Genomic DNA, 14468 nt, shown 5'->3' on the forward strand with positions numbered 1-14468 from the left:
CCGGACGTCGCCGTCGGGCTACTTTTGCTTGAGCGTGATCACGCCGTCCCAGCCGCGCGGCGGTTCGGCATGGTGTTCCAACAAGTAAGCGATCAGAAACTCTCTGACTCGGTCGTGCGTCGGAAGCTCGTAGAGAATCTTCAGCGCGTCCGACCAATTCCCTTCGACGACGGCATCGGCGGCGCTTTCGAATAAGCCGATCTGCTCGTTGCTCACGGCTCCTTCTTGGTTCGCCGCCGGCAACAGCTCGGCGATCCACAACGGATCGTCCATGCCCGCCGGCCTGACCTTCGCCACTCGCCGCACGCGCGCTTCCTCTGGCGGCATCGTCCGGCGCACGTAATCGGCCGTCGCTTCATCGATGAGAATGTTGGCTCGTAAATGTTTCGTCATCGTTTCCAAACGACCGCCGAGATTGACCGCGGGTCCGAAGACGCCGACCTTCGCTTGTTGCTGCGGTCCGATTCGTCCGGCGATGGCGCGACCGTGGGCGATGCCGATGCCGACGCGAAAATCGGTCAGCACGTGGTTCGAGTCGCGGGCCGCGGCCATGAACTCCGCCGCGATCTCGAGCGCCGTGCGGCAGGCGGCCGCGGGATCATCGCTCGAGCCGGTGGGCCAGCCCCAGAAGCCGAGCGCAGCGTCACCTTGGAAATCGGCGATGATCCCTTCGTGCCGCACGATCGCATCGGCCATGACTCCGAGCGCCGTGCCGATCCGTTGGAGCAAGTCGTGCAATTCGCGGCGGGCTCGCTCGGCGCGGCGCGAGAAGCCGCGCACGTCGCAAAACAGGACCGTCACGTCGGCTTCGCGCGGCGCGAGCACGTCGTCGCTGTGCTGGTTGCGCAGCGCTTCGACGACGATCGGCGAGAAATATTGCGACATCGCTCCTTCTCGCCGTCGGAGTTGCTGCGATTCGCGGATCGAACCGAGAAACTCCGAGAGCAACTCGGCGAACTTCACGTCCCCCTTCAAGTCGGCCGCCTCGCGCGGACCGCGACCGAGCAGGTTGGAATCGAACGCGCCGCTCACATACAGACACCAACCCTCGCTCCCCGGATTCGACACCGGAACGCAGAACGCCCAGTCGAGGCTCGTCGACAGCGTGACGCTCGGGTCGGCCGCGTTGTTGAAGATGTGCAAAATGCTGCAATGCCCTTGCAGCGCCGAGCGGAGCAAGGTGCGGCTCGGCAGCGTGCGCACATCGGCTGCGCGGCTCGCACTTCTTAAGAAGACCGGGCGATCGTAGTCGCGCCGCGCGGGATCGGCCCCGACGTTCACCACCACCGCGATCGAAGCCGAGCGAATCGTCGAGAGCAAGAACTCGGCCAGCTTTTCGGCCGAGGCTTCGGAAGTCATGCCCGAGGCGATCAGGTCGGGAAGTTTCGCCAACTGCTCTAGGCGGCGCTCGGCGTCGACGAACGCGAGTTGATGTAGCTCCGAGCGCGAGAACGTAAACTCGCAGACGCTCGACAGGCCCGCGACCGATTCTTCGTCGGGCTGAATGGTGAACTTCGTCGAGCCGATCGTGAACTCTTCGCCCGGCGATAACGTCAGCTCGCGCACCTTCCGCCCGAAGTACAGTAGCGGGTTGCGAGCCGAATCGAGACAGCGCACCCGCAGCTCGCGACTATTCCACACCACCTCGGCATGCTCGCGCGAGATGTGGGCATCCCAGGGGATCGCCCAGCCGTTGCGCGGCGCGCGGCCGATGCAGACCGGTTGCTCGAGCGGCAACGTCTCGCGCAAGAAATGATGAGCATCTAAGCCGCAGATCGTAAGCGTAGCCATGAAAGATAATCGTCGAATTGCGGCGGAACGCGAGTCGCGTCGAACTACTTCTGCTCTATGTCTTTTTCTATGCCTTGCTTTGGGCCCTGCTCTAAATTCTTCTTCTCGAGGAGATGCATCAGACTCCAGTCGTTGCGGGCGTCGAGCGGTTGAAACGCGCGATCGAAATACCCGCGCGGTTTGTCGCTCCCGTGGTAGCGGTGGCAAGCGACGCAATCGGATCGAGCGCCGACGGCACCTCCGGCGACATGCGGCGTGTGGCACTTCGCGCAACTCGCGTAGCCGTCGATCATCACTTGGTCATGGTCGAGCGTCGGCGTGCCCGGCTTCCACGCCGCGCCGGCCGCGGCATGGCAACCGACGCACGCTACCGATCGGTGCGCGCGATGGTCGAAGCTCGCGTTCTTCAACCACACCGAGGGAACTTCGGTGCGCATCGGCGACGACTTCAGCGGCGAGGCCGCGGCGTCTTGCGGAAACTCGTGGCATTGCACGCACCGATCGCGCAGCATTTGCTCGGCGCGCGGCAAATGCTTTTGAATCCACGCGGCCGTCTCGGCGGTTTCTTCCTTCGGGCGCTTGCCCGGAAAGCCGAAGCCGGTTTCGTCGTTCGCATCCGGCGACTTCGCCTTCACGGCGAGAAAGCGATCGACGATCGCCCCCTTCACGGCCCGTTCCATTTGCTCGGGCCCGAGGCCGTGCGGCATGAGCTCCAGCTTCGCGTCGACTTCGGCGACCGGCGCATAGGTTTGCGCATGACACGCGGCGCAATGCCGCTCGAAGTTGACGGGCTGCATGTAGTCGCCGTCGTTGGGCAACTGTGCGCCGGTCGAGACGGATTCGTGGCACGACGCGCATTCGAGCTTTAAGATCCCGGCCGCGCCGACGGCATACGCCGCGTAGTCGGCCCGATGTTGCTCCGGTAGATCGCTTAGTTTCTTGGGCAACTCGCGATCGTTTTCCAACAGCTTCTGCCCGAGCGCCATGTGGCGCGCGTGAGAGAATTTCAAATGACCCGGATCGGGCCCCGCCAACGCCTTGAACTCCGGATGCCCGACGGCGAACGAGTCGATCGCACCGGCGGCGAACGGCGCAGCGCGGTCGACGAGTCGGATGTCGCGTGCATGCGCGTCGACATCGCGATGGCAGTTGGTGCAGTTGCCGTCGGCGACGAGCGTTAGTTTCGCGTCGAGCCCGCGGTGCTCTCGATGGCACGCGGAGCAAGCTTGCTCTTCGGTCTTGAGGTTCGTGTGGTGTGCGCCGCCGCTGTGGCACTGTTGACATTGAATCACGCCGTGCCGACTCGGACCGCCGAAGAGCGCAAATGATTCGCCGCTCGTCGGCTCGAACGGCTTGTGGCACGCCGCGCATTGCTTGTCCCACATGGCATGTACGGACGCGACGGGCCCGGGCGAATGCTGCTTGGAATCGGCGACGAGCCCGAAGGCGGCCCAACCTCCGAACAGCAGCACGGCGACGACGGTCAGGATGAGCTTGATGCGATCGACCGGGTCGGCGCGGCGATAGTAGGTGAGCGGAATGCGCTCGACGCGCATCTTGCTCGCATACTTCGACGGGTTGTCTTCGGCCGGATTCTGTGCCATGCGTCGGTTGCTTGATCGCCCTCGAAAAGATTCGCCCTAGAGATACTTTAACGCCACGAAGATATGCACCGCCAGCAAAACGAACAGCGCCGCCGACAACGGCAGATGCAGCCAGAGCCAACTATGCAGCCGAAAGAACCATTTCGATTGCAGATCGAACTGGCGGCGCTGACGGCAAAGGTCTTCGAGCGAGTCGACCGCGATTTTCGCTTCCGGCTCGACGGCCGCTTGCAGGTCGGCGAAAAAGCGCGCGGAATAGGTTTGATCGGCCAATCGCGACCGGCTCTTGCGACCCTTCAATAGGTAGTCGACGATCACGTCGTAGAACGTGTCGCGCAGCAAGCGTCCGTCGTTCAACACACCGATGGCGCGACGCGTCTCCAGCACGACGCCGCGCACCGCGCCGACGCGGCGCATCTTGCTCACCACGGCGCCGTCGTTCCCACGATTGCGCCGATTCGGAAACACGAACCGCGAACGATTCTGCGGATCGGGCCCGCAGAGCGCGAGGATCATGTCTTCGGCGTCCCAAGCGTGGCGCTCGGAGACGTGACCGATTTGCGAATGGATGGTTTCGGCGGGAACCTCGTCGAGCAGAATCTTGGGAATGATCTGCTGCGCCACGACTCCATACACACCGCTGACGATGACGATGGAGAAGACGACGACGAGCGTGCTCGTGAGCGGCCCGCCCAAGACGAAGCCGGTATGCAAGACGGCGAACGGCACGCAGAGCAGGCCGAGCCAAATGTGCGCGCGCAGCCAAGCCTGAGCGCTGCCGATGCGCCAAGCGCGCACCTTCTTGCGCGGCCACAGCAGCATCTCGAAGACGATGATCAGTGCGCCGACCGTGCCGTAGATCAAGCCGATCGGGCTGCCGCCGCCGGGGAGCTCGACCGCTTGCGAAGCCGCGCGGACATAGAATCCGACCGCCGTCAGAGTCGCGACGACGACGAAGATGATCCAGTTACGGTGGCGAGCGAAGTCGCGATAGATGAGCAAGGTGCCGGTTTCTCGAACAGGACGGCGAACCAACTTCGTCGATGCCGACCACGAGCGATGCCCGCCGCCGGATCGACACGCTGCGAACAGGCGCGGCTCGATTCGAAAGCCGGCTCGCAGCCAGTATCGACCATGCATAGGGGCTATGTCAAATACGCGGCTCGGTTCGCGCTGCCTCGCGCGGTTAGCGCTCCGGCAGACCTGCTTCTCGTCGCCGGTTCGAAGTCGGGCCCGCGTTCGGGTTCGGCGGCAGGGCTTCGAAATTCAGATAGTCGTAGTGGCGCGGATCGAACGGATCGTCGCTCACGCTCCAGAGCCGGTTGCGATGCAAGTACATCCGGTGCTGATCGACGGCGCTGAGCGGACCCGCGCCGACCCGACCGAACACCGAGATCTGATTTCCCGACTCATCAACGGCCCGATCGCGGTCGACCCCTTTGGAGATCGCCAAGGCGCGGCCGCCGCGCGGCAGGCAATACGTCGCGATCAGCTCCGGCGTCGGCCGTGGGCTGAAGCCGTCGTTGCCCGGCGTCTCGGGCGAGGTCAGCTGCACGATGCGCATCCCGTTGTGGCCGTCGGCGAGATAGGCGAACTCGCTCACGTAGGTGATGCCGAGCTTCACGTCGTTGAGGTCGTTGATGCAGCCGCCGGCATCGAACACCTGATCGATGAACGCCGCTTCGGGGTTCGTAATATCGACGATCACCAAGCCCTGCGCACCGGCCGCGATGTAGGCGTAGGTGCGCGCGAGGTAGATGTTGCGCGCGTCGCGCAGCGGGAGCATCGCGCGCGGAACCGGATGGGCGAGGTCCGTCATGTCGAGCACCGTGATGCCGCGCCGATCGCAAACGAAGCCGTAGCGAAACTGAGCCTGCATCGCGCGCGGCTCATCGAACACGGCCGAGCCGAGCACGGTTTCGATCTGCGGACACTTCGGATCGGCAAGCGATACGACCACAAGGCCCGCATCGCAGCAGAGGTAGGCATATGTGCCGACGATCGTGATGCTGCGGGCGCCGTTGAGGATGCCGTGGGGGTTGAACGTAGCTTCGCGCTTCACGAAGTTGTTCAGCGGGTTGCCGTCGAGCAATGTTCCCGCGCCGACGACGATGAGCCCTTCGTAGCGATCCGCGACGTATATGTTCGCATACAGTCCGTGAACTTTCGGCTCGCGATTGGCGGGATCTTGATTGCGCGTCGGGTCGGGTGCGATGGTCGTCGGTGCAGCGACGGCCGTAGCGAACTTCGTGTTGACGAAGAACCGCTGGCCGACCGGAGAAACCGGCGCCGAGGAGACCCGTTGCGAGAAGCCCTTATCGTCGACGAACGCGATGTCGAAGATCCGGAGCCCTCCTTCGCCGCACGCGGCGTAGAGATACTCGCCGCGAGCTTGCAGGTTCAAGACTTCTTCTTGCCTGAGCGGATGCAGCAGCGTGTCGGAGACATCGCGCGCGGAATGGCGATGCCCGTGTTCGAGCAACTTGCCGCGGGCTTGATGTTGTTGGAATCGCTCGGGGAAAGCCAAGCTTTGCAGATGGCTGCCGAGCACGGCTTGCGGCTCGTCATTCTCCGTCGCAACGACGCCGTGGAACCCTTCTTCGCCGGCCGCGACCCAACAGTAGCGTCCGATGAAGTTGACGTAGTTCGTTCCTTGCATCAGCAATTGCGCCATGATGGCGTTGTTGTCGTTCTTGTTCGAGACGTGGCAATCGCTGCACATCTTCGTTTCGTTGGTGCCGGGCTTATAGTTCGCCAGCCACTCGGCCAAGGCCGCGGGATCTTTCGGCGGCGTGTTGCCGCCGCGTACCGTATGCGGCACGTTGGTGCTGAAGGCGATCCCGCTCATGCCGTCGGACGAGATCGTTTGTTGCTGAACGTAGATCGACTCGCGGTTGTTGTTGTACGAGCCGACATGCACGGCGCACGACGAACGAACCGGCCCGATGCGGTTGCCGGTCACGTCGCCGTCGTGAGCGAGCATGAACACGTCGTCGCGCAAGGTTTGGAAGTTGTACGAGACGATGTTGCGCGAAACGTCTCCCTCGTTGTGCAAGCTCGGGAGTTTCTTATTGGCCTTCTGCGGCAAGTGGCAGCCGAAGCAGCTCGTATTCCACGACGAGTGGCAAGCGATGCAGCTCATCTTCTTGCTCTGATGCGCACATTGATTCTCGCGCGGCATGCCGCCCCACTTGATCTTCGCGTCTCCCTCGGCCGCGTCGGGTGCGGAATCGTCGAACGTGCGCACCGTCTTGGCGTGGTGCGAGCGCGGGTTGTAGTGTTCGCTTTTCGTATCGATCGTGTCGATCGTCTGCACGATCTCCCAACGGAGGTTCGTCTCGACCATCGAATTCTGGAAGACTTTGTTTCCTTCGCGCTCGAAACGCTTCCGGCCGTTCGGAGTTCGCATCAGCTCCAAGTTGCGGCCTCCTTCGACCGACGAAGTGTCCGAAGCCGGGCCCGACGTGCGGAGGAACGAGTCGACGAGCTTGTCTCCTTCGAGCTTCTGAAACGGCCGGCGATCCATCGTGCCGTGGCAATCTTCGCATTGAATCTCGACCGCCGCTCGGACCTCTCCGTAGAGTTTCGTATTGCCGTGCGAGTCTTGCTCGAAGTGGCAATCGACGCAGTGCATCCCTTTTTCCAAATGGATGTCGAGCAAGTGGACGGGAATGTTATCGCGTTGCGGCGGCGGAGCTTTCGTTTCGTCGATCGCGTATTGCTTCCGCGACAGCTCGGGCACGGCGATCGCCGCGCGCAGCATTTCGTTCGTCGGCTCGGGCAACACTTCGCCCCGATGATCGAGTATGCGCCCACTGCGATCTTTCTTAAACACCGCGCGGAAGACCCAGCCGTGGCCGTGATAATCTGCGAACTGCGTGTGGCGCGTTTGCGTGTTCAGATCGGTGACGTTTGCTAAGAAGTCCGGATTCGACCATAAGCCGCGCGCCGCGGCTTCATCCGGGTTCGACATCTGCGACTCCGAAAGCTGCTGACTCGTGAGCTGCTTACCGACCTTCGGATACATCAACTCCCCGTCGGTTTCTTCGTCCCACCATTGATAACCGGTGAAGCTGTTCAACACCGTCGTGCCGGGATGGATGTGGCAGACGATACACTGGCTCGTCGGAATGGAGTTGCCGGGCGCGAAGCGGTGCATGATCGGATGGCCCGACTCGCTCGGCGAGATCGTCGGATCGGGAGTCGCCGTGCGACCCATGTTGCCGAACATCGCATAAGGGCCCGAGTTCACCGGCGAGCGATCGTTGGCATAAGGCACGTGGCACGCCGAGCAACCGCTCGAACGGAAGTCGCCGGGATGATCGTTCGTGCCGAGGAAGTTGAGCGTCGGGTCGAGCAGCCGCGTTTTTTGCAGACCGAGGAATGTCGGATCGGTTCGGTTCTCGGTTCCTAAGCCGCGGTTGCTGAGCCGCGCTCGAGGCTTGCCGGGAACTTCCAACGGTTCGGGAATGCCCGTGTCTAACCGAAATCTGCCGCCGCGCTCGAAGATGCGCAGCACGTTGCCCGGCTGCGAGATCTCGAACCTCGGCAGCGGTTCCAGATACGGCAACACTCCCTTCTTCTCGATCTCTTCTTGCGTCGGCGGCGGAACGGTTTGCAGGCGCTGAGGCGACCCGCACATGCTGTAGCTTTCGCCGTAGACGGCGCGCTTGTTGGGAACGGCACCGTTGTTGTAAAGCGCAGCGCCCCAGAGCATGCAGCCGTGCGTCATCATGCTCTTGCGAACGGCGAGCACTTCCTGCGCATGGCAAGCGCCGCAACTGATGTGGGCGACGCGCAGATCGCCGGGATTGACGAAGCGAATGAACTCCGGCGACTCATGGTTGAGCAGCGCATAGGAGCGGACGGGATTTCCCGCCGTCGGCCACGCTTCGGGAAATCGCGCGCCGACATGACCTCGTTCCTTGGTCGTCGCCGAGGCATCGCCGCCGTGGCAATCGGTGCAGCCGAGATGCACGGTCGCCTTGGCATGCATATCGCCGACGCCGTGATGACACTGGATGCAGCCCATCGATTTGTCGGCCGCTTTTTCCACCGTCTGCTTGACGAGCTCTTCCGCGGAGAAGCCCGGCGGAAAAGGAAACGGATCGGTCTCGGCCACCGGCGGAACCGTTTCCGCAGGGACTTCGGCCGGTGCTTTGAAGCTCGGCAGCGCGCCGAAGAGCGTCGGGCGCGCGGGAACCGCAGGAGGCTCCGCGCCGTTGCCCGAGCCGGAGCGAAAGATCAACGTCCCGACGACCGACATGCAGACGACGAACAGCAACGCCAAGCGGATGACGAGCGAGCGCGACGTCGAGGAGTCGAACGTATCGTTCGCTGACGAAAACCGATTGCGCATGCTCCATCCTTGTCGCGGCAAATCGCTCGTACGGGGACCGGCGAATGGAGCTTGTAGTCGATCCCCCGAAATGCGTCAATCTCATGCACTGAAGCCGCGCCATTGCCGGCAACGCCGCCGCGCGCGAAGCACCGCCGGCATTCGCAGCTTCGAGCGCGGAAGATCAGCCGCGCGAAACGGCCGTCGGGCTGACGAGCTGCAACAGCTCTTGCCCGCTCATGCGAAATGCCGCGTTGTGCGGACAGGCGTAGACGCAGCTCGTCGCTTGGCTTGCCGGCACCACGTCGCGACACAGATCGCACGTCGTCGCTTTCTGCGCCTTGATCGACGAGCCGTTCTCGAGCGGGTGCATGTTGATGTTGCCGTACGGACAGTTGCTCGCGCACAGACCGCAGCCGATGCAATGGTCTTCGATCACGATCTCGAGCGAGAGATCGGAGTTGTCGCGCGGTCGACGATGGATCGCATCCACAGGGCAGCCGACTAGACAATACGGATCCAAACAAGACCGACACGAACTCGCGACCAAGAACTTATCGAAGCGTAGCCCTTCGCGAATCAGCCGCGTTACCCCTTCGTGCGTGTCCGAGCAAGCGCGCGTGCATTCGTCGCAACGGGTGCAGCTTTCCAAGTCGAGCACCAGCAGCTTGTTCGCGTTGAACAAGCCTTGCGACAAGAACTGGTCGAGCGGTTGTTCGATCTTCGTGCGCGCGGCTTCGTCTTGAGCCAGCATGCGCACGGCGCTCTCGACGAGCAACTCCGCGGCTTGCGGAGAAGTCTGAATCAGTTGCCGAAAGTGCTCGCCCCGAATGCGCACGAGCTCGACGTCGTCCAATGCCGAGCAAGTCGCGGTGCGCACGCCCGACGTAAAGCCCGCCGGGAAATGCTCCGACGCGATCGCCTTCACGCTCGACAACAGGCCGATCTCGCCGAAGCTTTTGCCTGGGCCGAGGTAATCGACCACGCGCGTCTGTCCGCGCACGGTCTGCGTTACTTTGACGAAGCCCAAGCGCACGAGATAGAAATGGTCGGCCGGTTCCCCTTGATGAAAAATCTCTTGGCCCGGATCGACATGCACGAGCTCGACGTTCTTGCGCAACAGCTCGATGCACCGATTGCGGGTCACGTCGTCGAACTGCTTGAACATCGGGACGCGCCGCAGCTGATCGGCCAACGCGTTGCGGCGATAAGCGCGATCGAGCAAGTTGCGCGCAGTCCGATCGCGCTGCAAGTAGAACAAGATGTTGCGATTGATCTCGAGCACTTCGCCGACGGTCTTCGCTTGCACGGTCGCCGAGCGCGGGTAGTGGCTCATGCACGTCATCTCGCCGACGATCAGATCGTCGCTCGTCGCGATCGCGACGACCTTGTCTTCATCTTCCGACTCGCGCTTGGCGCGCGTCGTCAGCTTGCCGAAGAAGCGGCCGAGGCCCGACGTCGGTTGCTTCTCCAACCTCGACGACGGCCGGACGCGAATCTCGAACTCGCCGTTGATGATGATGAACGCCGTGTTCCCGGGATTTCCTTGACGACATAAAACTTCGCCGGGCCGAACGCGTCGTCGTTGCACGGCGCCTGTGTTCCATTGCAGAAACTTGAACGGCACGCTCGAGAACAACTCGTACTTCTTGATCTCTTCGGCTTGCAAGATCTCGCAAGCCGTGTCGCCGTCGGCCGGTTCCTCTTCGTCCGCAGAAGGCGCGGGCCGCTGCTTGAACGTGAGCGCGTCGGTCGGACAACTCACCATGCATTCGCCGCACGACACGCAATTCGACGAGCCCATCGGGTCGTTGAGGTCGAAGCCGATGTGCGTCGAATAGCCTTTGCCGGCTCGGCCGATGATGTCGTTGTGTTTGACTTCCGTGCAAGCGCGCACGCACCGGTCGCACAAGATGCAGGCCGCGTGGTCGACGGCGATGAACGCCGAGGAGTCGTCTTGCTTTCGTTCCAGCACGCGCGAAGGAAACCGCGGCTCGCCGATCCCGAGCTTACGGGCGAGCGACATCAGTTCGTTGCCGTGATCGAGCGTCGAATCGCCGGACGTTGCGAGCGCTTTCCGCTGCACCGATTCGATTTGCGGCTTCGTCAAATGGTCGGCCACGAGCAACTCGGTCAACGTCGCGACGGACGAACGAATCCGTTCGCGCGCTTCTTCATTCGGAGAGTTCAACGTGTGAACTTCCATCGTCTCTTCCACGCGATGCTGACAAGCGGGGAGCAGCTTCCGCTCGCGTTGCACTTTGCCGCGCTTCACCTTCCAGATCTCGACCGAACAGAGCCGGCAGACCGCGACCGGATCGAGATGGTCTTGATGACAAAGAATCGGAATCGGGTTCTTATCGCCTAGCTTCTGCACGTAGAGCTTGCTCGTCGCATCGTAGATCGTCGTGGCGCGAGGAATCGGCCGACCTTGCGCATCGCGGCGGATATTGCCTTGCGCATCGGTCGCGGGCACGGCTTTCGGAACCGTTACCTCGCGCGAATCGATGACGATCGTGATCGACTTCTGCAAGTCGTCGGCCACGACTTGATCGAGGCGCACGAGTTGGCCGTCGATGTCGCGCGCGAAGAGGCTTTCTTCTTCGATGACGGTGACTTCGCGATTCCCGTCGCTCATAAAACTTCCACCTTTTCAATATCTCGCCGACGACCGGATCTCGAACCTAACTAGCTGCGAGCGAACGACGCGACATCTTCCGGGAAATACTTCAAAACCGACGTCAGCGGCTTCGGTGCGACGACGCCGAGGCCGCAGATGCTCGTCAGCTCCATGGCTTGCGCCAAGTCGGCAATGACCGGCTCCCACGATGCGGGCTTCGCGCGCGACGCGGCTTGGTTGCGAAACGAGGCCGCGATCTCGACCATCTTCTGCGTCCCGATCCGGCACGGCACGCACTTGCCGCACGACTCGTTCCGAAAAAACTCCAAACAGTTCAGCGCATGATCCAACATGTTCGAGCCCTCGGCATACACCATCATGCCGGCTCCGAGCATCAGGCCCATGTCGCGCGAGCATTGCAGGTCGAGGGGGAAGTCGCGAATGTCGTAAGTCGGGAGCTTTGTCGCCAGCGTCTTCTCGACGAACGATTTCGGCAGCTTCTCTTGCCAGCCGCGCGAAAGCTCGGCGAGCGGCAACGTGGCAGGCACGAAGCCGCCGGAAGGGCCCGACAGCGCGACCGCTTTGAGCTTCCCCGCCATGCCGCCGGCGAAATCGTCGATCAGCTCCCCGAGCGTGATGCCGCACGGCACTTCATACGCGCCGGGCTTGCGCACGTCGCCGCAGATCGAAAAGAAGCGGGCTCCGCGACAGCCGGGCCTACCGAGATCGCGATACCATGCGCCGCCGTGGATCGCGATCGATGGCACCCAAGCGAACGTCTCGACGTTGCTCACCAAGGTCGGCTTGTCGTAGAGTCCGTTCGTTTCGAGTTGCGGCGGTTTGTTGCGCGGTTGCGCACGGCGATCTTCCATCGCTTCGATCAGCGCGCTCTGTTCGCCGCAGATGTATCCGCCCGGACTCTCGAACACTTCCAGAAAGAACGGCCGACCGGAGTTGAAGACGTTGGCTCCGCAGGCGCCGAGCGCTTCGGCCCGATCGATCTCGTGCTGCACGGCTTCGATCTGTTCGTGGTACTCATGGCGAACGTAGACGTAGCCGCGCGTAGCGCCGGTGAAGAGTCCGGCCAAGATCATTCCTTCGACGATCAGATGCGGCGTGCGCAACAACAGCTCGCGATCCTTGAACGTGGTCGGTTCGCTTTCGTCGGCATTACAGACGATGAACTTTTGATCTCCGGCCGTGTTGCGCACGTCGGTCCACTTTTGATGGGCGGGAACTCCGGCACCACCCATGCCGCGCAGGTCCGAGTCCTTCAGCTGCGCGGCGAAACCATCGGCATCGGCGTTCGCCAAGAAGGCGCGCGCGGCACGATACTCCGGCTTGCCTTGGTACACATCGCAGAGCCAAGGTTGCGGCGCATGCCGAGCCTGGGAGTCGTCACGATCGTGAGCGGGTTTCGTTCCCGCGGCGATCGCCTTCGCCGTGTCGGCTAGGCGAGCCGCATCGCAGTTCACGTACAGCCGACCGTTCACCGTCGCCGCGACCGCACGATCGCACCGACCCAAACAGGAGACGGGCCGCACCGCGACGTCGCGCGAGCCTTCCGGAAATTGTCGTTGGAGTTCCTCGCGCATCAACTCGCCGCCGCGCAGATGGCAAGCCATGTCGTGGCACACGAGCACCTCGACCTTCGGGCCGGGCTCGAGGCGGAAGTGGGGGAAGAAGCTCGCGACTTCGTTCAGCCGGTAGAGCGGAGTGCCGAGGCGATGCGAGAGCTCGTGGAGTTCGTCTTTCGGCAAGAAGCCGTGTCGTTGCTGAATTTTATGCAACTCTTGGACGATCATCCGCGGTTCCGCGCATCGGTGACGTAAGACTAGACCTGAGCGCACACATCCTAAAGGCGGTTGAAGCCTTGGTCAATCAAAGGTCGTTTCAGGTGTAATACGCACTTGGAAAGCATAAGCGGTTAAGGGCTTCATTAGCGATCGAAGCACTATAGGCGTACGTCGATGGCTCTTAGAAAATCGAGCGGCGAAAGCCACTGCACGTTCAATGCAGTACAGGCGTCCGGCATCTTCGGCGGTCGAGTGCTTTTCGGTGGATTACTAGCCTTCCTTTCGTCCGTCACCAATACCGCCTTTTCGGCCTTGGCGCGTGCGATCACCCACGGATCGCTTGCGTTCGGCGCACCACCGGAGGCGGCGAAGTTTGGAAACCGAGACATGACCTCTTGCATTTGCCAAATCACGGTCTCATCAGGCGGTACGAACCATCGCTTTCGCGCCTTTGCCCAGCGATATAGTTCATCCTGCTGCATCGTTAACTCGTCGAGTACTTCCGCGCATGAGAACACTTCATTTGTTCCCATGAGAGTTTCCAGTTTAGTCCAGATGGCAGGAAACACATCTGGAGCATAATGACGATGCCAACCATTGATGAAGAAGCTTGTATCAAGGCAAAACAACTGAGCCACGTTCGCTACCCTTGCTTTCGCGGATGCACCATTGTCGGATACAATTTGCCAAGCAGTTTCGGAACGTGCTTAAGCGTTAACCCAATAAGGCCTGTCAATTGGCCACCATGGATTTCGCCTGTAGTGTACGCGGAGAGGACTGTTTTACAAAACGATTGCCCGTAGCGAGATAACGCGAATTCGTGACGCGGTATTGCTCCGCCCGATTTCTTTTGCGATTTGATTTTCAACAGTTTCCATGTCTTTCGCAACCAGTCGCGATCTGCGAAACCACATTCTACCAATCGAATTGCAATAACCTGTCGGCTGACCTTGTATCTAGTTGCTAACTCTCCAAGAAATATTATGCCTCGACTTTGCCAATTACTTGGAACATATTGAACGAAATCGTCGCAAGGAACGATTATCTCGGCGGCAACCGTGTTGCAAAACTTCTCGATACGATTCTTAGCCGATCTAACTACTCCTTCTTTTCCGCCTGCGTCGATCGTTGAAATGCCGAGCGCTAAGTGAACTAGTTCGTGCAAGAGCGTGAATGTTCTAGAAGCAGTTACAAAACTTCGTGTTGCTAGCTAAACGCTCTTCGATCGGGCTTCGTATCAGTGGAAAAGGAGTCCGCTGATGCCGAATCGATCCCGCTGTGATGCGGGGTCCAGGATGGAACCCGAGAGTTGTCCGACG

7 protein-coding genes and 1 pseudogene are annotated in these 14468 nt (G+C 61.5%); all 8 read right to left on the reverse strand.

What is annotated here, in order from left to right:
- Window positions 1–18 precede the first annotated feature (18 nt).
- Window positions 19–1791 (reverse strand): FHA domain-containing protein, encoded by a 1773-nt coding sequence (locus K8U03_09695; GenBank protein ID MCE9605159.1) that lies wholly within the window; start codon window positions 1789–1791, stop codon window positions 19–21.
- 44 nt (window positions 1792–1835) lie between these two features.
- Complete coding sequence (locus K8U03_09700; protein ID MCE9605160.1) at window positions 1836–3395, reverse strand: hypothetical protein; 1560 nt, start codon at window positions 3393–3395, stop codon at window positions 1836–1838.
- A gap of 36 nt (window positions 3396–3431) precedes the next feature.
- Window positions 3432–4535 (reverse strand): hypothetical protein, encoded by a 1104-nt coding sequence (locus K8U03_09705; GenBank protein MCE9605161.1) that lies wholly within the window; start codon window positions 4533–4535, stop codon window positions 3432–3434.
- A gap of 46 nt (window positions 4536–4581) precedes the next feature.
- Window positions 4582–8661 (reverse strand): hypothetical protein, encoded by a 4080-nt coding sequence (locus K8U03_09710; GenBank protein MCE9605162.1) that lies wholly within the window; start codon window positions 8659–8661, stop codon window positions 4582–4584.
- 256 nt (window positions 8662–8917) lie between these two features.
- The gene (locus K8U03_09715; GenBank protein ID MCE9605163.1) at window positions 8918–11371 is read right to left on the reverse strand and encodes a cyclic nucleotide-binding domain-containing protein; all 2454 of its coding nucleotides are present in this window, start codon (window positions 11369–11371) and stop codon (window positions 8918–8920) included.
- A 50-nt stretch (window positions 11372–11421) separates the two neighbouring features.
- Entirely contained in the window at window positions 11422–13158 is a 1737-nt protein-coding gene (locus K8U03_09720) for an NAD(P)H-dependent oxidoreductase subunit E (protein MCE9605164.1), read from the reverse strand.
- 149 nt (window positions 13159–13307) lie between these two features.
- On the reverse strand, window positions 13308–13787 hold the full coding sequence (locus tag K8U03_09725) for a DUF4411 family protein (GenBank protein MCE9605165.1): 480 nt from the start codon (window positions 13785–13787) through the stop codon (window positions 13308–13310).
- 5 nt (window positions 13788–13792) lie between these two features.
- Window positions 13793–14332 (reverse strand): annotated as a pseudogene (locus K8U03_09730) (ImmA/IrrE family metallo-endopeptidase).
- Between the last annotated feature and the right edge of the window lie 136 nt (window positions 14333–14468).

Source organism: Planctomycetia bacterium (genome assembly GCA_021413845.1).
Classification (GTDB): domain Bacteria; phylum Planctomycetota; class Planctomycetia; order Pirellulales; family PNKZ01; genus PNKZ01.